Origin of the sequence: Polynucleobacter sp. UK-FUSCHL-C3 (assembly GCF_040409815.1) — a bacterium.
In the GTDB taxonomy this organism is placed as follows: Bacteria; Pseudomonadota; Gammaproteobacteria; order Burkholderiales; family Burkholderiaceae; genus Polynucleobacter.
The window spans coordinates 336,952-361,634 of the sequence record NZ_CP099959.1; the positions used below are offsets into that span (position 1 = coordinate 336,952).

General features: G+C 42.5%; 18 protein-coding genes. 16 read left to right on the forward strand and 2 right to left on the reverse strand.

Translation table 11 applies throughout. The features are described 5' to 3' along the window. Positions 1 to 144 precede the first annotated feature (144 nt). The 4 genes from xseB to folE2 are packed head-to-tail and all read left to right on the forward strand — an operon-like array spanning position 145 to position 4,114. The gene (gene xseB, locus NKE59_RS01765) at positions 145 to 387 is read left to right on the forward strand and encodes an exodeoxyribonuclease VII small subunit (RefSeq protein ID WP_353439188.1); all 243 of its coding nucleotides are present in this window, start codon (positions 145 to 147) and stop codon (positions 385 to 387) included. A 21-nt stretch (positions 388 to 408) separates the two neighbouring features. Beyond that, complete coding sequence (locus NKE59_RS01770) at positions 409 to 1,320, forward strand: polyprenyl synthetase family protein (protein ID WP_353439189.1); 912 nt, start codon at positions 409 to 411, stop codon at positions 1,318 to 1,320. A 1-nt stretch (position 1,321) separates the two neighbouring features. Further along, on the forward strand, positions 1,322 to 3,244 hold the full coding sequence (gene dxs, locus NKE59_RS01775) for a 1-deoxy-D-xylulose-5-phosphate synthase (protein WP_353439190.1): 1,923 nt from the start codon (positions 1,322 to 1,324) through the stop codon (positions 3,242 to 3,244). Positions 3,245 to 3,289: 45 nt separating this feature from the next. Beyond that, positions 3,290 to 4,114: a GTP cyclohydrolase FolE2 gene (folE2, locus tag NKE59_RS01780; RefSeq protein WP_353439192.1), complete on the forward strand. Its 825-nt coding sequence runs from the start codon at positions 3,290 to 3,292 to the stop codon at positions 4,112 to 4,114. 5 nt (positions 4,115 to 4,119) lie between these two features. Here the strand turns inward: folE2 and tsaD are convergent, their stop codons facing one another. After that, positions 4,120 to 5,181 carry a tRNA (adenosine(37)-N6)-threonylcarbamoyltransferase complex transferase subunit TsaD gene (tsaD, locus tag NKE59_RS01785; RefSeq protein ID WP_353439193.1) on the reverse strand — a complete coding sequence of 354 codons (1,062 nt, stop codon included), beginning with the start codon at positions 5,179 to 5,181 and terminating at the stop codon, positions 4,120 to 4,122. A gap of 86 nt (positions 5,182 to 5,267) precedes the next feature. On the opposite strand from tsaD, the gene rpsU reads away from it, so the two are divergent. The 6 genes from rpsU (at position 5,268) to NKE59_RS01815 (ending at position 14,184) form a co-directional block, all read left to right on the forward strand. Beyond that, on the forward strand, positions 5,268 to 5,480 hold the full coding sequence (gene rpsU, locus NKE59_RS01790) for a 30S ribosomal protein S21 (RefSeq protein ID WP_011903537.1): 213 nt from the start codon (positions 5,268 to 5,270) through the stop codon (positions 5,478 to 5,480). 128 nt (positions 5,481 to 5,608) lie between these two features. Then, positions 5,609 to 6,055 (forward strand): GatB/YqeY domain-containing protein, encoded by a 447-nt coding sequence (locus tag NKE59_RS01795; RefSeq protein WP_353439194.1) that lies wholly within the window; start codon positions 5,609 to 5,611, stop codon positions 6,053 to 6,055. A gap of 13 nt (positions 6,056 to 6,068) precedes the next feature. Next, positions 6,069 to 8,003, forward strand: coding sequence for a DNA primase (dnaG, locus tag NKE59_RS01800; protein WP_353439195.1), 1,935 nt, complete (start codon positions 6,069 to 6,071; stop codon positions 8,001 to 8,003). A gap of 239 nt (positions 8,004 to 8,242) precedes the next feature. After that, complete coding sequence (gene rpoD, locus NKE59_RS01805; protein WP_353439196.1) at positions 8,243 to 10,708, forward strand: RNA polymerase sigma factor RpoD; 2,466 nt, start codon at positions 8,243 to 8,245, stop codon at positions 10,706 to 10,708. An 850-nt stretch (positions 10,709 to 11,558) separates the two neighbouring features. Further along, complete coding sequence (locus NKE59_RS01810) at positions 11,559 to 12,854, forward strand: cytochrome P450 (RefSeq protein WP_353439197.1); 1,296 nt, start codon at positions 11,559 to 11,561, stop codon at positions 12,852 to 12,854. A 73-nt stretch (positions 12,855 to 12,927) separates the two neighbouring features. Next, complete coding sequence (locus NKE59_RS01815) at positions 12,928 to 14,184, forward strand: cytochrome P450 (protein WP_353439198.1); 1,257 nt, start codon at positions 12,928 to 12,930, stop codon at positions 14,182 to 14,184. 16 nt (positions 14,185 to 14,200) lie between these two features. Here the strand turns inward: NKE59_RS01815 and NKE59_RS01820 are convergent, their stop codons facing one another. Beyond that, positions 14,201 to 15,010, reverse strand: a complete 810-nt coding sequence (locus NKE59_RS01820; protein WP_353439199.1) for an FkbM family methyltransferase — start codon at positions 15,008 to 15,010, stop codon at positions 14,201 to 14,203. A 228-nt stretch (positions 15,011 to 15,238) separates the two neighbouring features. Here NKE59_RS01820 and NKE59_RS01825 point away from each other — a divergent pair, with 228 nt between their 5' ends. The 6 genes from NKE59_RS01825 to fabD all read left to right on the forward strand — a co-directional run bounded on the left by NKE59_RS01825 (position 15,239) and on the right by fabD (position 24,669). Further along, positions 15,239 to 16,900 carry a carboxylesterase family protein gene (locus NKE59_RS01825; RefSeq protein WP_353439200.1) on the forward strand — a complete coding sequence of 554 codons (1,662 nt, stop codon included), beginning with the start codon at positions 15,239 to 15,241 and terminating at the stop codon, positions 16,898 to 16,900. A gap of 77 nt (positions 16,901 to 16,977) precedes the next feature. Continuing rightward, positions 16,978 to 17,637 (forward strand): 4'-phosphopantetheinyl transferase superfamily protein, encoded by a 660-nt coding sequence (locus NKE59_RS01830; RefSeq protein ID WP_353439202.1) that lies wholly within the window; start codon positions 16,978 to 16,980, stop codon positions 17,635 to 17,637. Between the two features lie 71 nt (positions 17,638 to 17,708). Next, a complete protein-coding gene (locus NKE59_RS01835) occupies positions 17,709 to 19,364 on the forward strand; it encodes a cyclic peptide export ABC transporter (RefSeq protein ID WP_353439203.1) in 1,656 nt (551 codons plus the stop codon). After that, the gene (locus NKE59_RS01840; RefSeq protein WP_353439204.1) at positions 19,333 to 21,024 is read left to right on the forward strand and encodes a cyclic peptide export ABC transporter; all 1,692 of its coding nucleotides are present in this window, start codon (positions 19,333 to 19,335) and stop codon (positions 21,022 to 21,024) included. The genes NKE59_RS01835 and NKE59_RS01840 overlap by 32 nt, the downstream gene beginning before the upstream one ends. A gap of 447 nt (positions 21,025 to 21,471) precedes the next feature. Next, positions 21,472 to 22,311 carry a prohibitin family protein gene (locus NKE59_RS01845; protein WP_353439205.1) on the forward strand — a complete coding sequence of 280 codons (840 nt, stop codon included), beginning with the start codon at positions 21,472 to 21,474 and terminating at the stop codon, positions 22,309 to 22,311. A gap of 66 nt (positions 22,312 to 22,377) precedes the next feature. After that, the gene (gene fabD / locus NKE59_RS01850) at positions 22,378 to 24,669 is read left to right on the forward strand and encodes an ACP S-malonyltransferase (RefSeq protein ID WP_353439882.1); all 2,292 of its coding nucleotides are present in this window, start codon (positions 22,378 to 22,380) and stop codon (positions 24,667 to 24,669) included. Positions 24,670 to 24,683 lie beyond the last annotated feature (14 nt).

The following is a 24,683-nucleotide window of genomic DNA, read 5'->3' on the forward strand; positions in this document are numbered from 1 at the left end:
TCGACATGTCGATATTGGAAAGGAAGAAAGAATTATACCCATCGGGGAATTTTGTGCAGAAATCCTTCTCTGAAACCAGATAGATTCAAGGGCAAGGGGATACCCCTAATAGCCCTCATCAATTCAGTATTAATATGTTGCTATATGCCTAGCAAAAAAATGAACCCAGCCGAATCCGACTCTACTGCCACTATTCCTGCGGTCGACCCTGCCTTGCGCTATGAGGAGGCCTTAAAAGAGCTCGAGAAATTAGTGAGCCAGATGGAGTCCGGCAAATTCTCCTTGGAGGAGACTTTGTCAGCTTATCAGAGGGGAACGGCTCTGCTAAAACACTGTCAGGGTGTTTTATCCAAGGTTGAACAACAGGTTAAGCTCATCGAGACCTAATTGACTCAATCGATCTCGAATATGCAGCATTTTCAATTAGAGCCATGGCTTAGCTCGCAATCACAACGCGCCGAGAGCGCGCTATTACATTATTTAGATTCTGAGAACTCGATCCCTCAACTATTGCACAGCGCTATGCGTTACGCAGTATTGGGTGGCGGAAAACGAATGCGGCCATTATTGGTATATGCCGCGAGTGAACTTGGATCAAAAGAAAACTTAAACCCAAAATTGGTAGACAGCGCTGCAGCAGCGATTGAGATGATCCATGCTTATTCCTTGGTTCATGATGATTTGCCTTGTATGGATGATGATGATTTGCGACGTGGGCGTCCAACGGTTCATAAGGCCTTTGATGAGGCGACTGCGCTATTGGTTGGTGATGCTTTACAAACCCGCGCCTTTGAGATTCTTGCAGACCATTCACAAGCCGATGGCGCTCAAACTATTGCTGTGCGCTTAGCCATGATTGAGGCGCTTGCTGGGGCCTCGGGTTCTAAGGGTATGGCTGGTGGACAAGCCATCGATTTGCAACACGTTGGTAAAAAAATGGATCTGCCTGCTTTAGAACAGATGCATGCCATGAAAACCGGCGCCCTATTAATATGTGCCGTTCAACTGGGCGGGATTGCAGCCCAGGTTTCTAAAGAGGATTTAAAAAGCCTGCATTCCTACGCTAAGGCACTTGGACTGGCTTTTCAAGTGGTCGATGATATTTTGGATGCAACCGCCGATAGCGCCACCCTCGGAAAAACAGCCGGTAAGGACGCTGCCAATGACAAGCCTACCTATGTGACCCTGAAGGGTTTAGACTATGCACAAGAACTAGCAAAAGAACTAAAAGGGAGAGCTCTAAACAGCCTAAGTCATTTTGGACCTGAGGCAGATGCATTACGCTATCTTGCAGACTTGGTTGTGGACCGAAAAAAATAATATGCTTCATTCAATTAACGACCCTAGCGAGCTTCGTAAGCTTGATCGCGATCAGCTCCCCGCTTTAGCAGATGAGCTAAGACAATACATTGTTGACTCGGTATCCAAGACCGGCGGTCATCTTTCCTCTAATTTGGGGACGGTTGAGTTGTCAATTGCCTTGCATTATGTATTTGATACACCACACGACCGGATCGTATGGGATGTGGGTCATCAGAGTTACCCCCATAAGATATTGACCGGTCGTCGTGATCGGATGGATACACTGCGCCAGTATTCTGGATTATCGGGTTTCCCAAGGCGCGAGGAAAGTGAATACGACACATTTGGTACTGCACACTCATCGACAAGTATTTCTGCGGCAATGGGGATGGCGCGCGCAGCACAAACAAAGGGTGAAGACCGTGTTGCCGTTGCTGTGATTGGTGATGGTGCCATGAGCGCAGGGATGGCATTTGAGGCGATGAACAATGCTGGTGTATACGAGACCATGCCCTTAGTTGTTATTTTGAATGATAACGATATGTCGATTTCTCCAGCGGTGGGTGCGCTTAATCGTTATCTCGCACGCCTACTGAGTGGCAATATTTATTCAGCGACCAAAAAAGGAATTGATTCTGTTCTGTCTTCGATGGCACCTCCATTGCGCGAGTTTGCAAAACGCTTAGAGGATCACGCCAAGGGGTTTGTGTCCCCCTCTACCATTTTTGAAGAATTTGGATTTACTTATTTTGGTCCGATCGATGGGCATGATCTCAATACTTTAGTTCCGATGATGCAAAACGTACGACGTCTAGCTAAAGAGGGGAATGGCCCACAGTTTTTGCATGTCATTACCCGTAAAGGTCAAGGTTATATGTTGGCTGAGGCCGATCCCATTCTTTACCACGGCCCTGGTAAGTTCAATCCGCAAGAAGGCATTAAATCGAGCGGTGTTTCTAAGAAGACCTTTACACAAGTATTTGGGGATTGGTTATGCGATATGGCTCAAGCCGATCCAAAACTAGTTGGCATTACTCCTGCGATGCGTGAGGGTTCTGGTTTAGTGGAATTTGAGAAGCGCTTTCCGGAGCGTTACTACGATGTCGGTATAGCCGAGCAGCACTCCGTAACCTTTGCAGCGGGAATGGCTTGCGAGGGGATGAAGCCGGTGGTCGCGATTTATTCAACATTCTTGCAGCGTGCCTATGATCAATTAATCCATGATGTCGCTTTGCAGGATTTACCGATTGTCTTTGCAGTGGATCGCGCTGGTTTAGTGGGTGCTGATGGCGCTACCCATGCCGGCGCTTACGATATTGCCTACTTACGTTGCATTCCTAATATGATGATCATGACCCCGGCTGATGAGGCTGAGTGCCGTGATTTATTAACTACGGCTTATCACCAAGACCATCCCACCGCAGTCCGCTATCCGCGTGGTGCTGGTATTGGGAATCCGCCATCCAAAGAGTTGCGCACTTTACCATTGGGACGCGGAGAGGTTCGACGTAAGTCGACTGCCAGCACAAAGCGCTTGGCGATCTTGGCCTTTGGAACCTTACTCTACCCCGCCTTAGACGTTGCAGAAAAGCTCAATGCTACTGTTGTCAATATGCGTTTTGTTAAGCCAATCGATATTGAGCTCATTCAAAATCTGGCAAAAGACCACGATTACTTTGTAAGTGTTGAAGATGCCTCTGTGCAAGGCAGCGCCGGAAGTGCTTGCTTAGAGGCAATGAGTGGCTTAGGGATTTCTCAACCCTTATTAACATTGGGTCTCCCCGATGTATTTATTGAGCATGGTGACTACAATTTATTAATGGCTAAATGCGGCTTAGACTCTGCTGGAATCGAAGCCTCAATACTCAAACGTTTCCCAGATCTCGCTCCAGAATCCATAGCCTCAAAACTCAAGCCAAGCCAAGTGCCGGTAGGAAAATAAAGCCCTAGTAAGACCCTATTGGCATTTTGAGGGAAAATAGCGGATATGAATGATCTCAATACTTCTTTTTTGAAGACCAATACATTGCCTGATGTGCAAAGCAATCAGGATAGTCGCGCATTGCCGATTGAGCGCGTTGGTATTCGAGGAATTAAACAACCTGTTTTGATGCGTAGCTCCAATGGATCATTTTCGACCGTTGCCAGCTTTGAGATGGATGTGGCCTTACCAGCAGATAAAAAAGGGACTCATATGTCTCGTTTTGTGAGTCTCTTAGAGCAAGACCGTAAAGAAATAGATAGCGCAAGCGTTGCCACCATGGCTAAAGAGATGCTTCCACTATTGCAAGCGAAGCAGGGACGTATTCAGATGCGCTATACCCACTTCGTTAAAAAAATTGCGCCTGTATCAGCAGTACAAAGCTGGATGGACTACCAGGTTACTTACTTGGCGGAGGCTAAACAAGGTGTTGATGAGCACATTGAGGTAGATTTGTATTTGCAGGCAGTGGTGCCAGTCATGAGCTTGTGTCCTTGCTCCAAGGAGATCTCAGATTACGGTGCACATAATCAACGCTCTCACATCACCATGTTGGTTAAATTAGATTCAGATGCGCAACTTACCGTAGAAGAATTAGTTCGAATTGCAGAGAGCGAAGCATCGAGTGAATTGTGGGCTATCTTGAAGCGCCCGGATGAGAAGTGGGTCACTGAGCATGCTTATGAAAACCCTAAGTTTGTAGAGGATCTAGTGCGCGATGTGGCGTGTCGATTAAAAAATGATCAACGCATTCTGTCCTTAATGATCGAAGCTGAGAACTTTGAGTCGATCCATAACCATAGTGCGTTTGCACGAATTAGTCTCCCTTAGTAACGTTACGAACTAAGCTCCCAGCGCGGCTTGATATCAAAGCTACCCTGTAAGTCAGGGGGGCTAAATTCTTTCTGTAATAGGCGAAGTGCTCCCGCAAATGCGATCATGACACCGTTGTCTGTACAAAGTTCTAGAGGTGGGTAGTGGACAGCCCAGCCTTTTTTATTGACCATCCCGGTTAGTGCTGCGCGTAGTTGGCGATTGGCCCCCACACCGCCTGCGAGTACTAAATCACGACAACCCGTCTTATCAAGTGCGCTCATTGCCTTATGCGTAATAACCTCCACTAGAGATTCAACGAACGCAAAGGCAATATCCTGACGAAAATTTTCATTCAAGGTGTTGTTGGCTTCTGCTTTTTTGACCTGATTCAAAACAGCTGTTTTGAGACCCGAGAACGAAAAATCTAAGTCACCTGAATGCAGCATCGGGCGCGGTAACTCAAAGCGGCCCCGTTGGCCGCCCTCGGCTAGTTTTGAAAGCGCGGCACCCCCTGGATAATCCAGACCAAGCAATTTGGCGGTCTTATCAAAAGCTTCCCCCGCAGCATCATCGACGGTTTCTCCCAAGAGTTCGTATTGGCCTATCCCTTTGACCAACATGAGTTGGGTATGGCCGCCAGATACCAAAAGGGCAACAAAAGGAAATTCAGGGTGCGGTGGGCCTTCTTTGGCCAAGAGCGGGGAAAGTAGGTGGCCTTCCAGATGATGTACTCCAATAATCGGCTTTTTAAGGGAGCTTGCTAAGGCATTGGCAAAGGCTGAGCCCACTAGGAGGGCTCCAGCCAATCCTGGTCCTTGGGTATAGGCAATCGCATCAATGGCCTCTAGGGAGCAATGAGATTCTTTTAAGGTCTTGTTTAATAGGGGAATTACTCGCCGAATATGGTCGCGGGAGGCCAATTCAGGTACAACCCCGCCATAATCTTGGTGCATCTCAATTTGGGAGTGAAGCGCTTGACCCAAAATGCCTAAATGGGCAGGCTGACCCTGTTCCCAAGGCCTTGAGTCGTATAGGGCCAAGCCAGTTTCATCACAGGAGGTCTCAATACCTAGAACTATCATTATTGGGGCTTATCGTGCTAGAATCCGTGTTTTAGTAAATTTTGATCATTTTCTAGCAATAGAAGAGTAAAAGCGAGTAAAACAGTATGACCACAGTCCGTCTTCGCGAAAACGAACCTTTTGAAGTAGCACTTCGCCGCTTCAAGCGCACCATTGAGAAGAATGGTCTTTTGACCGATCTTCGCGCTCGTGAGTTTTATGAGAAACCTACAGCTGAGCGTAAGCGCAAGAAAGCAGCGGCTGCAAAGCGCCATTACAAGCGTATTCGTAGCCAGATGCTTCCCAAGAAACTGTATTAAGTTATTTTGGGTCACAACTAGGACCAAAAGCTAGTCTAGGTTTTCTGGAACCCGCTCACTAAGCGGGTTTTTGTTTTTCAATCTCTTGGATAATGTAGCAAGAGCCTATCTTTTCTGGAGTTATCAATATGAGCCTTAAAGAGCAAATTACTGAAGATATGAAGTCTGCCATGCGCGCTAAAGAAACTGAGCGTTTGGGAACCATCCGTTTGTTATTGGCAGCAATTAAGCAGCGTGAGGTCGATGAGCGAATTGTGGTGGATGACGCCGGGATTGTGGCCATTATTGAGAAGCTGATGAAGCAGCGCAAAGATTCTATTACGCAGTTTGAAAAAGCAGGTCGTGCCGATCTGGTTAATCAAGAGAGCAATGAGCTCAAAATATTACAGGCGTATATGCCAGCTCAATTATCTGCCGAGGAGATCACTGGCATTGTGAGCAAAACAATTGCTGATCTTGGTGCCAGCGGCCCCCAAGATATGGGTAAAGTGATTGGCGCACTAAAAGCTCAGTTAGCAGGTAAGGCCGACATGGGGATGGTCTCGGGAATGGTGAAAGCTGCACTAGCAAAGTAAGACCACAAATCCCATGGCACTCATACCGCAATCCTTTATCTCCGATTTGCTCAATCGGGTCGATATTGTTGATGTCGTTGGTAAGCATGTCAAATTAAAAAAGGCGGGCGCGAACTATCAAGGCTTGTGCCCTTTTCATCAAGAGAAGTCACCATCTTTTTCAGTATCGCCTACCAAACAGTTTTATCACTGCTTTGGTTGTGCTGCCCATGGCTCAGCCATTGGGTTCATGATGGAATACTCAGGCCTATCGTATGTTGATGCAATCGAGGATCTAGCTCGTTCAGCCGGCCTAGTGGTGCCCAGAGAAGAGCGGAGTGTGCGTGATGTCATCAAACAAAAGCAAGCGATTGCTTTGAGTGAGGTCATGAACATGGCAAGCGATTGGTATGCTCAACAACTAAAAGTATCCCAGCGTGCGATTGATTATCTAAAAGGTAGAGGCCTCACTGGTGAAGTTGCCAAGCGCTACGCCTTGGGTTATGCGCCAGATGGTTGGCAGGGCCTAGAGGCCGTTTTTCATTCCTATAGTAATGATGAAACTGCCAAGATCTTGCAAGAAGCAGGATTAATGATTCAGGGCGAGGGCAACGATAGCCAAGGAAATGCTAAACGATATGATCGGTTTCGGGATCGCATCATGTTTCCAATACGCAATCCCAAAGGGCAAGTAATCGCTTTTGGCGGTCGCATACTGGATCAAGGCGAGCCGAAGTATCTAAATTCGCCAGAGACCCCACTGTTCTCCAAAGGGAACACCTTGTATGGACTGTTTGAGGGACGCAAGGCAATACGTGATCAAGGTTATGTCTTGGTCTGTGAAGGCTATATGGATGTTGTGGCATTGGCACAGTTGGGCTTTGCGAATGCAGTGGCCACCCTTGGGACTGCTTGCACACCCTTTCATGTACGGACGCTGCTTCGTCAAACCGATCGCATCGTATTTTCGTTTGATGGCGACAGTGCAGGGCAGCGAGCAGCTCAGCGTGCGCTAGAAGCTTCTTTGCCGATCTTGGGGGACGATAAAGAAATCCGGTTTTTATTCTTGCCCAGCGAACACGACCCTGATAGCTATATTCGGCAATATGGAACAGCTACTTTTGAACAAGCGGTGTCCCAAGCGATGCCATTATCCGGATTCTTTTTCAAGCTTGCCAGCGAAGGGAATGATTTATCCAGTCCTGAGGGAAGAGCTAAAACGCATCACACCGCTAAACCTTTATTGCAATCCATGCCTCCGATTGCCCTGCGCTCACAATTGCTTCGCGAGTTAGCAAATCGCACAGCCTCGAGCGTGAGTGAGCTAGAGCAATTTTGTGATCTACCTAAACTTGCTACCCAAAACACTTCGTCTGGATCGGGGCTTCCAAAGCAGGGCCCGTTACAAAATTCTTTCGAAAACCAAGGACGGGTTTCCGTCAAAACGGGACAAGTATCAAAGCAAGCCACAACGCGATTTAAGCCCTTGCCCCTAAAGCCAAGTCAGCCTCCAAAGGCACCAACCGATTTATCGGAGCACATCATGCGCCTCTTGATTCAGTATCCGGTGCTTGGCAAGGATATGGATCAAGTACAAAGACAGTTTGCATTGAGCACCGCCGAGAGGCGTTCTGCGAAGGCATTAGAACTGATGCAAGACCTCCTGCAGCAATGCGATTCTTTGCAATTAAATGAAACAAACCCCAATTCTTATTTTGCTGTTTTTCAAGATCAGTTAGCCAATAGCCCATTGGCTGATTTGTATGAAATATTGCGTCAACGAATTTTGGGCTCGGATTTGGATTTTGCGGGCGCTAAGTCTGATTTGGATGCAGTTTTCCAAAAGCTGGGGCGATCAGATTTGAAGGCAGAAATGACCGAAATTGCCCAAAAAATGGCTAAAAATGAGGCTAGCCCAATGGATATTGCACGATATCGCGAGTTAGGGGAAAGGCTTGCGAAGGGCTAGGAAACCCAGCAAAATCAACACTCAATAGGTAAATTTGTAGTTCAAATCGGATCAAATTTGCTCAATCGAGTATAATTCGCACTTCCAGAAAATACTTTTTGAATCAGCCACTTACCTACATGGCTTGAGACTATTTCGGTACAAATTGATAGAAACGGCAAAAAGAGGCCCCTTCAATACGAAATAAGCTTAATGTAAGTAATTACTAACTTATACGACCTACCATTGCAAAGATGACAATGAAAAAACCAGTTTCCAAAGTGCCAGCTAGTAAAAAAACCAGTAAACCAGTTAGCAATGGCAAAACCTCTGCAAAGCCATTAGCAAAAAAAGCCAAGCCGGCATTAAAGGCTAAAGTAACCAAGGTTGCGGCCAAGAAAGTGAGTAAGCCTCTCACCAAGTCTGTCACTAAAGTCCGCGCTAAGCCAGCAACGAAGTCTGCGAAAGTACCTGTTAAAAAAGTAAGCGCAAAGCCAACCAGCAAAACTGCAGCTAAAAATACTAAATTGCCCGCAAAGTCTGTAAAAGCCGCTCCTAAGCTAAGTGCTAAAGAGTTGGCCAAAAAAGCCGCTGCAGAGAAGGCCATAAAGAAAGCCCAAGAAAAAGCTGCAAAAGAGCAAGCCAAGGCAGATGCAAAAGCCGCTAAGCTCAAAGCAAAAGAAGCAGCGATTGAGCTCGATGAGAATGGCCAGCCTATTAAAAAAACGCGAGGTCGCAAACCCAAGGTCGAGGTAGTTGGCGAACCAGGCGTTGATAACCGCACCGACCGTCAAAAGGCGCGCGATCGTAAAGCAAAAGAAAAGGCACTCTTAAAAGAGTTTGCTGCTCAACAGCTTGGTACGGAAGAGCAGCAAGAGCTCCGCCGCTCACGTTTAAAGACCCTGATCAAGATGGGTAAGTCCAAGGGCTACCTCACCCATGGAGAAATGAATGATGTGATGTCTGATGAGTTATCCGATGCAGATGCATTGGAGACCTTAATTGGCTTGTTAAACGATATTGGTATTACGGTTTACGAACAGGCACCCGATGCCGAAACTTTGCTACTAAATGAGCATGGTCACACCGCAAGTTCCGAAGAAGAGGCCGAAGAAGAGGCGGAGGCAGCGCTCTCGACCGTTGATTCTGAGTTTGGACGAACAACCGATCCGGTCCGCATGTATATGCGCGAGATGGGAACAGTTGATCTCTTAACTCGTGAGGGTGAGATTGTGATCGCCAAAAAGATTGAGGCAGGTCTTAAGGACATGGTGATGGCCCTGTCAGCTTGCCCTGTAACGATTACTGAAATCTTGGGCAATGTAGAGAAGATTACAAGCGGTGAGATGGAGATTGACCAATTTGTGGATGGTTTAGTTGATCCGAATGCCGAAGATATTCCCATGGCACCCGATGAGCCCGATGAGCTTGAGATGATGGATGAGGGTGAAGAGGGTGACGATGAAGAGGGCGGTGGCGGTGGTTCGAGCACGGCAAGCGCTAAACAGTTAGAAGAGTTAAAGCAACGCTCCCTCGAAAAGTTTGCAGTCATTCGTACTCAGTTTGACAAAATGCGCCGTGCCCATGACCGGGATGGTTATAACTCTCCAGGTTATCTGAAAGCGCAAGATGCTATTCGCAATGAGTTACTTGGATTCCGCTTAACTGCTAAGAGTGTCGAGAAACTCTGTGACACGATGCGCTCGCAAGTAGATGAGGTTTGGAAGCTTGAGCGTGGAATCGTGAGCATCTTGGTAGACAAGATTGGCGTACCCCGTTCTGAAGTTTTGCAATCCTTTCCAAAGATGTCCATGAACTTACGCTGGACAAATAATCTACTTAAGGACTCTAAGCCCTACAGTGCACTATTAGAGCGTAATGTCCCAGCAATTCAAGAGCTTCAACAAAAACTTATTGATATCCAAACCAAGGTGGTATTGCCCCTCAATGAGTTAAAAGAAGTGAATAAGCAAATGATTGCGGGTGAGAAACGTGCTCGAGAAGCTAAACGTGAAATGACCGTAGCAAACTTGCGTTTGGTGATATCGATTGCGAAGAAGTACACCAATCGAGGTTTGCAGTTCTTAGATCTGATTCAAGAAGGCAATATTGGTTTGATGAAGGCGGTCGATAAATTTGAATACCGCCGTGGTTATAAGTTCTCAACCTATGCGACCTGGTGGATTCGTCAGGCTATTACTCGATCGATTGCAGATCAGGCGAGAACCATTCGTATCCCAGTGCATATGATTGAAACCATCAATAAGATGAATCGCATTAGCCGCCAGATACTACAAGAAACTGGTCATGAGCCAGATGCTGCAACCTTAGCCCTCAAAATGGAAATTCCTGAAGATAAGATTCGGAAGATCATGAAGATTGCTAAAGAGCCTATTTCCATGGAAACACCAATTGGCGATGATGAGGATTCTCATCTAGGCGACTTTATTGAAGACTCCAATACTCTGGCTCCTGCCGACGCTGCTCTGCATGACTCCATGCGCGATGTAGTGAAAGATGTCTTGGATTCATTAACACCCCGCGAGGCAAAAGTACTCCGTATGCGTTTTGGTGTTGAGATGAGTACCGACCATACCCTGGAAGAAGTTGGTAAGCAATTTGATGTAACGCGTGAGCGAATCCGTCAAATCGAAGCCAAGGCTCTGCGGAAGATGCGTCACCCAAGTCGAAGTGATAAGCTCAAGACCTTCCTCGAAGAAGATTGATTCGATCTAAGGGGCCCATAGCTCAGTTGGTTAGAGCAGAGGACTCATAAGAGAGAAGCCCTAGGGGTCTTGTCGCAAAGACCTCAATGATTTCAAGTGGTTAGTGGTGAAAATGGTAGTCAAAATTGCTTACACACCGCTTACACACCAGGCGGTTTTTCATGGTGTGTAGTAAATAGAGTTTTAGTGTGGTTTTTGGTGTGTTAAAAAAGTTAAGAAGGGCCCATAGCTCAGTTGGTTAGAGCAGAGGACTCATAGCGAAAGTTGTGCACCAGATAGCGAAAGCTGCTGTGTGAATGGTGTCAAATTCGGAGAAAGCTAAGTCGCAAGATACGCCAACGCCGAGCCAAGCGGGATCGCAAGATTCTGAAGGTGTAGAGACTAGACGGCACCCATCTAAGTCGAGCAATCGATATGATGAAGGCATAGTCCAGGGAGTTAGGAAACTAACACAAACCGGAATCCTTTGGTCCCAGGTTCAAGTCCTGGTGGGCCCACCAGAAATAAAAATACCAACCTTCGGGTTGGTATTTTTTTGAGCGTTACTTTAAGTAACGGTTGTGAGTCTGCTTACGGCCAATAAGAGACTTTAGATCAGTAGAGGTAACGCTCTTCTAAGGCGTAGGTCGCACGTTCGAATCGTGCTGGGCAGGCCAAAAACCTCAAATTCAAAAGCATGTAAAATAAAGGCCTGCGGGTGAAAATCTCAAAAAAAGACTATGCCGACTAGGATTAATTTATACGCCTATTTTGACCAAGTTAAGCGATTTTTGATGCGCATACTAAGTAGGAGCTGCCCATATAGATGCTTATTGTTTAAAATGAGTTAGCTTTAATATAGGGAGCAGTGATGGCTAAAGACAAAAGAGCGCCTGGTAACTCAAGCCAAGATTTTGTTTCTGGAGCCCCTTCACGCTCCATACCACCAAATTTTGAGATAGATTGGTGGACATTGTTAACAGACCCAGATTTTTTGACTAATCCATATCCAGAGTTAAACCGTATTCGTGAACTTGGGCCAGTCCATTATGACCCTACTACAGGCATTTACTTTATATTGAACTACCGCCTATTTAGCGAAATGGCTACGACAACCCAAATGGGTAGGGATACTACCTTTTGGCGAAACGGCTGGAATAGTCCTGAGAATAGACTGCGTGATCCAGAGACCTACGCAATGTTTACTGAATTCCAGCCTCAGATGATTAATGTAAATGCACCAGACCATCGTCGAATGAGGGGTGTTTTTGAAAAGGCATTCCGCCCTGCATCAATTGCGAACTATATTCCTCTGATACAAGATGAGTGCGATAAATTAATAAAGTTCTTACCTGTTAATAAGTCTTTTGATTTTATGAGCGCCTTCGCAAATCCCCTGCCTCATCGTATTTCCCTTAAGCTTTTTGATATACCCGAAGAAATGGATGAGCAGATTTCTAAGTGGATCGCTGCTTTAAGCTGGCTTGGCAACATCATCGTATCGCCAGAGCAGAAGAGGGATGCACAAAAGGCTCAAAAAGGTTTTAAAGAGTACATTCATGGCCATTTAGCATCTCATGCAAGAGAGTCGGGCACTCGATTTATTGATTTGGCTATTGCAGCATGTAAGCACGGCACGATGAATGAGGAAGAAATGTTGAATAATGTCGTCATGCTAATTTCTGGTAGCAGAACATCATTAACGCTTTTAGGGAATGGTTTATTCACTTTGCTAAAGCATCCTGATCAATTTAAGTTGCTCAGGGAGAATCGTGAACTAATGCGAACTGCTATAGAGGAAATGCTACGATATGAGCCTGGTAGTAGTTTAATACCTAGGGCAGGGATAGCAGATTTTCAGTGTGGTGAAATCGTAATACCAGCTGGCTCTATGGCTATTTCCTTAGTCGGTGCAATTAATCGAGACCCAGAGCGTTTTGACAATCCTGAAGTTTTTGATGTGGCACGACAGCCAAAGCCCAATTCAGCCTTTGGTGGCGGAGCACATATATGCATTGGTAAGGCTCTTGCACGCTATACCGGCCAGGTAGCATTCAATACTTTAATGGATCATTTTGAAAAAATAGAATGTGCTGGCGATCCTGTTTGGTGGACTGACAGGAGTGATCAACGAGGACTTTCTTCACTGCCTATTCAACTTAGCTAAGCATATTGGTATTTGAATTACATATATTTATGATGTTTTTACTTACCATTCTCAGTCTGCATCACTAAAAAATATGAGCTTCTCGTCAGATTCTCCTTCAAACGAAAAAATAGACTGGTGGCAGATGCTACTCGATCCTGACTTTATTAAAAGTCCGCATCAGAAGCTTGAATTAATTCGTAAGTCAGGCGCTGTTCAGCTTGACCCAGAGACGGGTATTTACTTTATTTTGGGTCATCGTGAATTTCGTCAGCTTGCGTTAGCGCCTGAAATGGGGCGCGATACGCAGTTATGGACTAATGGCTGGAGCAGCCCTGAAAGTCGTCAGCGGGACCCACTTAGCTATGACTTATTTAGTGAATTTCAGCGACAAATGGTAAATTCTAATCCACCTGATCATCGTCGGATGCGGGATGTATATGAACATGCATTTAGTCCAAAAAGAATGCTTGAATTTTTTCCGATGATTGAAGCTGAGACTAAAAAGCTAGTAAATAGTTTGCCTGAAGGTGCCCCATTTGATTTCATGACAAATTTTGCAAATAAATTGCCACTTATTATTTCTCGTAATTTATTTGGCATTTCTGCTGATATGGATCATCAATTAGCCAAATGGAATTCTGCATTAATTAAAATTGGGGATATTCTAATGTCTCCAGATCAAAAGAGTGAGGCGCTACTCGCCTTGCGCGAATATAAGGATTATCTTCGAAAGTATCTTTCTTCAAAGACAAAAGACTCTAAGGAGATTTTTATTTCTTTGACTTTAGAGGCTTTATCTGCAGGCACTATGGATGAAGAAGAGGTTATTAACAATTGTCTAGGACTAATTTCAGGAAATGAAACCACGGTTTCTCTTTTGGGTAATGGGCTTTTAAGTCTGTTGCAACATCCCCAGGAATTAGAGAGGTTAAGAAAAGACTCAGGCTTAATGCGCTCAGGAATTGAAGAAATGCTGCGTCATGAACCGAGCATTAACTTTATTCTTAGAGTGGCAATTAAAGATTTTCAATGTAGCGGCGTCCTCATTCCACAAGGATCTATGGCGATTGGATTGGTTAGCGCCATCAATCGTGACCCAGAACGCTTTAATGACCCTGAAAAATTTGATATCAGCAGACAGCCAAATGCTCAATCTATATTTGGTGGGGGCCCTCATGTATGCATTGGAGCAGCACTGGCGCGTATGGAGGCTCAAAGCTGTTTTTCTGCTTTATTGGAGGAATTTCCTCGGATTGAGATTGCTGGGGAGCCTTTGTGGTGGGTTGATAGAACAAATCAAAGAGGTTTGCAAAGTTTGCCAATAATGATTAGTCGACATGCAGCCTAAAGCCTCAACCTATTACTTATCTGGCGGCATAAATATGAAAGACTGGTGCACCACTAGATGCTAGAGGGTGAAAACCAACCGCGGTTTTATAGCCTCTATTCTTAAATTCTTGCTCCATCAGATAGGTCTCTTCTTTTCCAAGATGAACCTCTACTACAAGTTGCTGAATAAGTAACCAATGCGCCTCTGTTATGCCAGCTAAAACATCTTTTTCAGAGCCTTCAGTATCAATTTTAAGTAGGTCGATATTATGAATGTCAAGTTTATCTATTTGATTGCTCAAAGTGTCTATAGGGGCTATAACTTTTTGAGCAACGAAAAGTTGCTCAACGAAATCAGGCTCAAGTTGAATTCGTTGATTTGCGCCAGTCTTGTCTAGAATTTCGTTTACATCAGCATCGCCAGATGGTTCAAGGAGAACTCTGCGTAAGCCGCGAGACATTTCATTGCTAATTACTGGATTAGATGATGATAGGGCACTAATACCTGGAAAGTATTCGAATAAAAGTTCTCCTGGCTCAATGCCGAGACCCATGCTGAAGACTTGTGCTTTACCTGTAAGGTTTTTTTGTAGAGCAAAAAAAGGCTCAGGCATCGGCTCATATGCAAATATATTAGATTGAGGGCACTTATCAAGTAAAAATAAAGAAAATAGTCCGATATTGGCGCCAACGTCGATAAATGTTCCATCTATTGGCAACTTGATTCCATGGGTAAGCAGTTCATCATTAAAGATTTCATTTACTGAAAAGTCAACCTCATATGCATTTACACAATAAATCTCACGACCATCGGGTAATGTGGTGATAGTGCTTTTTATTGACATAGCATTGCCTTCATAAACAATTGAGTTAAGTGATATTAAAGTTAGTTTGACATAAGGCAAGAGCTATATTAATCAGACCTCAGCATCATTGTCATAAAAAACTTATTTAGGAATTTTGCGTTACTATTCTCTGATTATTTACCAGAATAGTCAAGTATTCACTTGGCATCCATTATCCAATCAAATTTTATAGTTGGTGATGATTAATGTACTTTATAAATAGAATTCATGAACGACTTAAATAAAAATAATCGCAAGCGAAATGTATTAGTAACTTCTCATGTTTTTGGGCTTATGGTTGCCCTGCATTGTCCTTCAGTCATTTCTGGCAGTAATTTATCAGCTAACCTAGAATGCACAACGGATGTCATCATCAGTAAGGCGGGCCCAATTTGCGGGAAAACTGTAATGACAGATACTGGCAAACAGTCACAAGCATTTTTAGGAATTCCCTATGCAGAATCTACTGAAAAAGAAGAACGATGGCAGTCACCAGTTCCTAAAACTTCATGGCCTGACGTTTATAGGGCATTTGAGTTTGGATCTATTTGTCCACAGAGCAGGGATCCAAAGTTTGATGTTGCGCAAAGTGAGGATTGCTTAAGTTTGAATGTATGGACCCCAGAAGGCGTGGATTCGAAGTCAAAAAAACGCGCAGTAATGGTCTTTATACATGGAGGAAGCTTCAATAGGGGCGCAGGAAGTTATCCGCTTTATGATGGGTCCTACCTTGCCGCAAATAGAGATGTAATTGTTGTCAATTTTAATTACCGACTTGGGGCGTTAGGTTTTTTGGCGACAGATGAAGTGTCTGGCAACTTTGGTTTTATGGATCAACAACTTGCTTTGGGATGGGTTAGAGATAATATATCGAACTTTGGGGGTGATCCTGATAAGGTAACGATTTTTGGCGAAAGTGCCGGTGCAATGTCTATTGGACTTCATATTCTTTCTGCACCCAAAAGTATTCCCTTATTTAGGGCTGGTTTAATGCAAAGTAATTTGATTGCGCTTCCATATCCCAGGTTGGAGCAAGCAAAAGACGTAGGAAATATTTTTAAATGGAGTTTGAAATGCTCAGATATTGAGTGCTTACGTAAGGCTGATACTCAAGATTTACTGACTGCTCAAAATAATTTTGCAGCTTCCCTTCCAGAAATTTTTTCCTCGAGCGAATTTATAATTCCATTCGGGCCTGTTATCGATGGCGTACTATTGACTGAACAGCCTATACATGTTGCGCTTTCAAAAAAGCGAAATAAACCAATTCTGTTAGGGACTAATAAAAACGAGGGGATTCTGTTTGCCGGTTCATACAAAACAACAACTCAATACGTTAGTAATATCGCAAGCCTCTTTGGATTAAATTTTGAAAAAATAATAAAAATATATCCTCCTCAGCATGAAAGTTTGAATACGATTTCTATGGCAAAAGTATTTAATAATGCATTTTTTAAATGTGGCTCCAGAAATGTGGGGTTGAGTCAAAATGGATTAACATATCTTTATTCTTATGATTTTTCAGCGCCTATTCAATTGTGGGCGCCAACAATTTATAAGCGCGAAGGATATGTACTTCACGGAGCAGAATTGCCTTTTGTATTTCATACTGCCGAAAAAATAAATTACCAATTTACGCCAATAGAAAATAAAGTTTCTAATGAAATCATGGATTATTGGACTAATTTTGTAAAATATCTAAATCCCAATGGACTCGAGAAGTCCCCATTAACTTTGACTCATTGGCCTGCATTTGAAGTGCCTGATAAAAAGTATATGGTTTTCAATACGCTTAATTCAATTCAATCAGACCCAAATGCTGAGGCCTGTGAATTTTGGGATAGTATTGGGTATAACTTTAGTAATCCTTGGATGCGTGCTAAGGAATAAGATAGGACGCTTAATTTTGTCGTGTTTATCATGCGACCATAATGCTGATGTAAGCCGTTCTATTGAGATTTCATAAAATGAAGCTTGAGCTAGAAATACAGATTATTGAAGGTTTTTTGAAGCAATGGTTTTTGGGTGCTTTTGTTCAAGGCGCCCCAATAGATGCCTATCCAATCTTGCCGGAAGAGGAGTCATTTATAAGTAAAGCAGTTCAAAGGCGACAAAATGAATTTTCAACCGGAAGATGGATTTCTAGGCAGGGCCTGCATTTTTTTGGTTTTGAGGACTATCCAGTTAAGATAGGCTTATTAAGAGAGCCGGTATGGCCTGAATCTATTCTCGGTAGCATTAGCCATGATGGCGAGGTTTGTGCGGTCGTACTTGCACAAAAAGATCTTCATGGCATATGTGGAATAGGGGTCGATTTAGTAAAGATATCATCTAGGCTTAAAAATATGTCAGACTTAACATCTATTTTTATGACTAGACAATCTGAGCTAGAAGCCATGAATTCAATTAATATTTCAATGGATCCAGCAGTATTATTATTTAGTATCAAGGAATCTGTGATCAAAGCTTTACGCTACAAGTTGGATTCGTTTATTGATATGCGAGATATAGAAATATATAAATCTGGTCGGCTACAATATAAGCTACTAGGAAATTCTATTCACGGAAATATTTTTGTTGCAAAAACAAACAATTACCTACTAACTGCCGCTAATGCACTCATCTAACAATATAAAAATGCAGCTCAATCAAGCAAGAACTAAGAGATTGCTTCTATCCTCCCGGGTAGCTTTTTAACATGCTGGGTTCCCATGTGATTGGGCTATTGAAAACGGGATCGTCACAGACCCTGAAATACGCTGCTATAGTGACATGTCTTGCTGGTCTATCAAATGTAGTATTAATTGCTCTTATTAATATTGCTGCAGAACAAACCTCTCTAATGGAGCCGGTTTCTACAAAGTCACGAATCCTTTTTTTAATTGGGTTCGCTATTTTCTTCTTATCTATTCGCAGCTCTCTTTTTGTTGCTAATCATTTTTTACAACAAAGATTAGGAGAGCTAAGATTAAGGATTATGAATAAGATTCGACTCTCACAGCTTCGCGCTCTGGAGTCCCTTAATCAAAGTCAAATTTACTCTGCTTTAGCGAAAGAAGGCGATTATCTCTCGCAAAACTTTCCAATGCTTGTGAGTGCGATTCAAAGTGTCATTTCGTTAATTTTTTGCTTACTCTATATTGCCTATTTATCAATACCTGCCTTCCTCGTTATTACATCTATTACAATTTTTGCCTTATTTTATTTCTGGTCTAGTCGTCAATCCCTCAATTTAGCTTTATTAGATGTGAATCAACACGAGCAATCATTGTTTGAATCTATAGGACATTTTTTAAAGGGACATAAGGAAATTCGTCTTAATAGAGTTAAAAGCAATGCGCTATATCAACAATTTCTCGAGATTGGAGATCAGTTGGAAGCCAGTATTGTAAAGGTAGGGGGGCAATGGGTATCACTTTTGATGTTTACAAATGCATTTCTTTATGTTCTTCTGGGAATTGTAGTTTTCGTTCTACCATTTTTTTTACAAGGTTTTTCTGATGTGATATACAAAATTGCTGCTACAGCAATTTTTAGTGTTGGTCCATTTACGACCATTACTATTACGCTTCCAATCTTCTCAAGGGCAAATGCTGAGCTTGATGAAATTTATAATTTAGAGAAAAGTTTAGATAGCAATAGCACCTATAAACAAAGTAATTCAAATACCGCTGAACCTTTGTTTAAAAACTTTGAAAAAATAGCTCTTCATAATGTCACCTTTGGTTATCGAAATGCAGCTGGTGAAGTCACATTTGCTAGTGGGCCCTTTAATATGCAAATTAATAGAGGCGATATCATTTTTATTCGCGGTGGAAATGGTAGTGGCAAGTCAACGCTGATGAAATTAGTGAGCGGACTTTATCTTCCTGAGGAGGGAATAATTGAAGTCGATGATATTGCCATTTCTGATATTAATGCACAATCGTATCGTGAAATTTTTTCATGCATTTTTACAGATTTTCATTTGTTTGATAATTTATATGGTGTAGATAAAGTCAGTGCTAACCGTTTTTCAGAGCTAGTTGAGTTAATGGAATTAACAGGGAAAGTTAATTTAGAAAATAATCGCTTTTCTACTTTGAAGCTATCTCATGGCCAACGTAAAAGACTTGCGATGATAGCAAGTCTTTTGGTGGATAAGGATATTTATATTTTTGACGAATGGGCAGCAGATCAGGATGCTCACTTTCGCAAAGTTTTCTATCAACAAATCCTTCCTGAATTAAAAAGTAGAAATAAAACAATCATAGCCGTCACTCATGATGAGCAATATTGGCATTTGTGCGATACCCTCTATACGCTTGATCTAGGCGTGTTAAGTGTTGATCCAAGTAATCCAAACCCTATTTAAAATAGCTAAAGATATGTATCTAATTAACTTTTTTAAAAAAATAGGGCGTCCTGAATTAAATGTGATACTTTTATTAACGCTTATAGCCGGCATCTCTAACTCATTGTTGATTGTTTCCGTAAATGATGTAGCTTATCAGTTTGCCAATAATCACCCCCCCAATTTTTTAGGATTTACTCTTTTTGTCGGGGCATTTTGTATTTATTATTTCTGCGATCGTAATGCTATGTTGCGATCTAATTTAGCTGTAGAGCGAGAGCTTAAGTATCTTCGACAGCATACGGTTTCTCTTTTGCGTGAATCTAGCGTTGAAATATTTGAAGGAAAAAAATACCAATCTATACCTAGTATTCTATCTCGGGAAACGAACCATCTTTCTGTCGCCTTTCCAATTATTATCGATTCTTGTCAGCAATTTGTTTTACTAATTGCCTCATTAGCTTACCTTGCATACCTTTCACTTTATGCATTTTTTATTTTTATTAGCGTGACTTTGATTGGTACGATAGCCTACTTTTTAATCTCCAAAAAGTTTCAATCATCAATCATCTCCGCACATCATCATCAAAATAAAATGACGGAACTAGTGTCTGAATTTCTTAATGGTAGTAAAGAGATGCGTCAAAATACGAAGCTAAGTGATTCTGTGATGAAATCTTATAGTGATTTATCAAGTCAGTCAGAGTTAATGATGATTAAATCTGGCAATCATGTAGCAATGATTATGCTTCTCTTTTGTGCTTTGCAATACTCAATGCTTGGTCTGGTTGTATTCGTCTTACCTATTTATATTCCACAAGATAATTTGATCATCTTCCAGTTAATTCCAACAATTCTATTTTGTATAGGACCTGTTGCAAAAATTGTTGGCCAGTTTCCAATGTTTATTCGAGCTGAAACTGGACTTACAGCAATTTCTTTAATGAATTTAGGCTTAAGTGAAAGTAGGGACACCACTTATTCAAAAATACAGCAACCGACTCCATCCTGGAATAAGTTTCATTGTGTTGAGTATTCAAAAATTACTTATCACTATCCTGATGTTGATAGCGATCAGACTTTTACATCTGGTCCTTGGAGTCTCGAAGTAAAGCCGGGTGAAATCATATTTCTGGTCGGCGGGAACGGTAGCGGAAAATCTACAGCACTACATTTGATAACAGGCCTCTATCATTTAAATGCTGGTGAGATTCTCGTAGATGGGAAGAAGTTGGATGAGAATTCCAGAAGTAATTTTAGGGAGCTATTTTCAGCAATATTTAGTAATTTCCACTTGTTTGATAGGTTATACGGTCATGAAAATATTGAGGAGCATAGGGTAAACCAGTTAATAGACGAAATGCAATTATCTGGAAAGGTAAAATATGAGCACGGTCGCTTTACGGATCTAAATTTGTCTACTGGACAGCGTAAAAGACTTGCCTTAATTGTAGCCTTGCTTGAAGACAAGCCAATTTACATATTTGACGAATGGTCCGCTGAGCAAGATGTTCATTTTAGAGCTGTTTACTATGAGCAAATCCTCCCAAAATTAAGGAATCAAGGTAAAACAGTCATTGCAGTAACGCATGATGAGCGATATTGGGGGGTTGCCGACAGGATTGTTAAGTTTGAACTAGGAAAAATCCAGTGGGAGCGCTCGGGAAAGCCCAAAGACTGAACCCCCCCCATGACCCTCAGGCTGATGACCTGGTAGAGCTATTATCCCTGGGGGTAAATTTTTCACAAATCCGTTACCATATTAATGTACACTAAAAAGTCACATAAAAGGGCTATTTTCTTCAAAATGGCAGTTTAGGTACTATCAGAATAGTGGGAGTTATAACATGTGGTTTTGGACTCTATATACATTATTGTGCTTAATAGCGGGTTTATTAGGTCGAAACTCTCGTCTGGGAGTATGGGGAACTGCGGCACTCTCTTTCATTATCACCCCTGTAATTTCTTTGTTAATCCTGCTGCTGTTCGCTCCTGCAAATAAGTCTTCTGCCGTTGATGATAATTATTTGAATTAAAGCTAGAAGCTTACTTTTATGCAGCTAGAGCAATATCAAGTTACTTAGCAATAAATATTTTAACTAAGAATAATATCGGCCAATACGACACTATGATTAAGCAAGCATTGAATAAGATTGATTTGACCCTACATCGTCAACGCTTCCGCATAACTTTAACTTCCTTGGTAGTCGCATTTATTACTGTGTTGTGTTGGGAATTCATTACGGTGCCAATTTATGCAGGATACCAAGGTGTTTATTGGAGTCGTTTTTTTGGAGGCACTAAGAATTGGATTATTACTGAAGGCACTGCCTTCAAGTTACCATGGGACCAAATTATTGTTTATGATGTTCGCTCTAATGTTTTTGAAGATACTACTGGATTTTTGACTAAAGATGGTTTGGTGATCTATGTTGGTTGGGTTTCACGTTTTGCAGTGATGCCAAACCGATTGCCAGAGTTACATCGCACTATAGGCCCTGATTATGCTAGGGTTGTGGTTATTCCAGAAATTACTAATGCAATTAGATTAATTATCAGTCGCTTCACAGCTGAAGAAATCTACTCCACCATAGAGTGGACAATTCGAAAAGATTTTCAAAAAGAAATCAAAGAAACCGAACAAGAACTTCCAATTAATTATGAAGATGTATTTATTGTGAAGCTAGAACTTCCGGCTGATGTGACAAAGGGCATAGAAAATAAAAAAGTTGCTGAACAAACTTTACAAACTTATGTCTATAAGTTGGCTTCACAAGAGCAGGAACGCAAACGTCAAGTGATTGAGGCTACTGGTATTAAAGAATTTGAAAAGATATCAGGGGTGTCTATATTGAAATGGCGTGGGCTTGCAGTTACTTCTGAGCTTGCCAGCTCTCCAAATAGCAAAATCATTATTATGGGTACTGGCGAAAAGTCTCTCCCCTTGCTATTAAATGCGGATAAATAGGTATTCTTATATTGCTTTCATTTAAGCTACTTATTCATATCAGGAGATTTCTAAATCAGGGCTATCATTTTCCCCGGACAAGGCGCCCAACGTTTAGGAATGGGAGAGGAATTATTTGACCAATTTTCGTCATTGGTAAAGTCTGCTGACGAAATTCTGGGCTATTCTCTCGCAGAATTATGTACAAACGGTCCGAATGAGCGATTGGTATCAACCTCCTTTACACAACCTGCAATATATGTAGTAACTGCATTATCCTTTTTAGACAAGCAACGCAATTCTTCTGCTCCTGATTATCTTTTAGGACATAGTGTTGCTGAATATGTTGCATTGTTCGCTTCCGGAGTGATTGATTTTGAAAGTGGTCTAAGGATTGTAAAAAAGCGCGGTGAACTAATGGGACAAGCAAAGGCCGGGGGAATGGCTGCAGTGCTTGGACTCAAGGCGGATGAAGTTGCAAATGTACTCGAACAACATGCTGTTCAAAATGTCTTTATTGCAAACTTTAATACTCCTCACCAAATAGTTCTTTCAGGCCTGCGCGAAGAAGTTGAGGGAACAGAATCTTTATTTCTTAATAGTGGTGCAACTCACTTTAAGATGCTTCAGGTTGGGGGAGCCTTTCACACGCCATTGATGGCTAATGCTCAAGAACAATTTCAAGAGTTTGTTCATCAATTTTCTTTCGCTCCACCTACAATTCCAGTGATATCTAACGTTACTTCACGTCCTCACGTAGCAGGCCACATTGCTGAGTTAATGGTTCAACAAATTACGGCTCCTGTTCGTTGGTCTGATAGCATAAGATACGTTCTGGCCAAAGGGGTAGGGGTAAATGATTTCGAAGAAATTAGCCCAGCGATTATGCCAATCGTTAAGCCAATGGTCATTCGCACTAATGCTGAGGCGGGTCCTCTTGATTTAGCTATCCTTGCGCAAGAGGAACTTGCTACTACTCAAGATTCCCAAGTAGCCAATGAAAGAAGTTCAATTTCAAGTGTATATGATGCACGCTCTTTAGGTTCTGCAAGATTTTGTGAAGATTTTAATCTTAAGTATGCCTATTTAGCTGGCGGAATGTATCAAGGTATAGCATCAGTAGATATTGTTGTTCGAATGGCTAAAGCAGGGCTTATGGCTTTTTTTGGCACTGGCGGGCTAAAGATAGAGGATATTGAAAGTGCAATTCTCACTATTCAGTCGCGCATAGCTAATGGGTCACCTTATGGCGTTAACTTTATTGCCCACTCCAACTTTCCAGAGCTAGAAGAATCTTTGGTTGATCTTCTGCTTAAGCACCAAGTTAGAACTATTGAGGCTTCTGCATTTATGGAGGTGACACCATCGCTCGTACGTTATCGAGCAAAGGGTCTTGTGCGTCAAAGCACCGGAAATATATTGGCGCTCAATAAGATTATTGCAAAAGTATCGCGTCCTGATGTTGGTGCGCAATTCCTCTCGCCGGCACCTGATCGAATTATTAATAAGTTACTCGAAAGCAATATGATTGACCGCGAACAAGCTGAGCTTCTTAGCGGGGTCCCCATGGTGGATGCGCTCTGCGTAGAGTCTGATTCTGGTGGGCATACTGATCAGGGTATGCCATTTACTTTAGTTCCTGCCATGCTTCGAGTGCGTGACGAGTATCAACAGCGCTATCCAACTTTTGGTCCAATCTATGTAGGAGGAGCTGGTGGTATTGGAACTCCAGAAGCTGCTGCGGCTTTATTTGTTATGGGGGTTGACTTTATTCTGACTGGCTCTATCAACCAATGCACCATTGAGGCAGATACAAGCGATGTAGTAAAGGACTTACTGCAAGCGATGAATGTGTATGACACTGATTATGCTCCCTCTGGCGAATTGTTTGAATTAGGCGCTAAAGTTCAAGTGCTTAAAAAGGGCTTATTCTTTCCGGCACGGGCAAATAAATTAGTCGCTTTATATCATCAATATGAGGGAATAGAGCAAATTGATTCACAGACTCGTCAACAGATAGAGGGACGCTATTTCAAACGCTCTTTTGATGATGTTTTTAGTGAAGTACGAAGTGCTTATCCTTCAGCGGAGATTGAACGAGCCGAACGTTTGCCTAAGCACAGAATGGCTTTAATATTTAAACGATATTTTAAGGATGCGACTCGTTGGGCCTTGACAGGGAATCTTGAACATAAGGTAGACTTTCAAATTCACTGTGGGCCAGCATTGGGAGCCTTTAATCAATGGATAGCTGGAGGACCATTGATTGATTGGCGTGAACGTCATGTTGATGATATTGCTTCTTTACTAATGCAAGAAACTGCCGCTCTGCTTAATAAACGTTTTTTATTAATGCATCAGCCCCGAGTTTCTCATTAAAACTCACGTAGAAA

Bases quoted from the DNA above. Each gene is read 5' to 3' on its own strand.
- xseB (WP_353439188.1), top strand. From the start codon at position 145: ATGCCTAGCAAAAAAATGAACCCAGCCGAATCCGACTCTACTGCCACT.
- NKE59_RS01770 (WP_353439189.1), top strand. From the start codon at position 409: ATGCAGCATTTTCAATTAGAGCCATGGCTTAGCTCGCAATCACAACGC.
- dxs (WP_353439190.1), top strand. From the start codon at position 1,322: ATGCTTCATTCAATTAACGACCCTAGCGAGCTTCGTAAGCTTGATCGC.
- folE2 (WP_353439192.1), top strand. From the start codon at position 3,290: ATGAATGATCTCAATACTTCTTTTTTGAAGACCAATACATTGCCTGAT.
- tsaD (WP_353439193.1), bottom strand. From the start codon at position 5,181: ATGATAGTTCTAGGTATTGAGACCTCCTGTGATGAAACTGGCTTGGCC.
- rpsU (WP_011903537.1), top strand. From the start codon at position 5,268: ATGACCACAGTCCGTCTTCGCGAAAACGAACCTTTTGAAGTAGCACTT.
- NKE59_RS01795 (WP_353439194.1), top strand. From the start codon at position 5,609: ATGAGCCTTAAAGAGCAAATTACTGAAGATATGAAGTCTGCCATGCGC.
- dnaG (WP_353439195.1), top strand. From the start codon at position 6,069: ATGGCACTCATACCGCAATCCTTTATCTCCGATTTGCTCAATCGGGTC.
- rpoD (WP_353439196.1), top strand. From the start codon at position 8,243: ATGAAAAAACCAGTTTCCAAAGTGCCAGCTAGTAAAAAAACCAGTAAA.
- NKE59_RS01810 (WP_353439197.1), top strand. From the start codon at position 11,559: ATGGCTAAAGACAAAAGAGCGCCTGGTAACTCAAGCCAAGATTTTGTT.
- NKE59_RS01815 (WP_353439198.1), top strand. From the start codon at position 12,928: ATGAGCTTCTCGTCAGATTCTCCTTCAAACGAAAAAATAGACTGGTGG.
- NKE59_RS01820 (WP_353439199.1), bottom strand. From the start codon at position 15,010: ATGTCAATAAAAAGCACTATCACCACATTACCCGATGGTCGTGAGATT.
- NKE59_RS01825 (WP_353439200.1), top strand. From the start codon at position 15,239: ATGAACGACTTAAATAAAAATAATCGCAAGCGAAATGTATTAGTAACT.
- NKE59_RS01830 (WP_353439202.1), top strand. From the start codon at position 16,978: ATGAAGCTTGAGCTAGAAATACAGATTATTGAAGGTTTTTTGAAGCAA.
- NKE59_RS01835 (WP_353439203.1), top strand. From the start codon at position 17,709: ATGCTGGGTTCCCATGTGATTGGGCTATTGAAAACGGGATCGTCACAG.
- NKE59_RS01845 (WP_353439205.1), top strand. From the start codon at position 21,472: ATGATTAAGCAAGCATTGAATAAGATTGATTTGACCCTACATCGTCAA.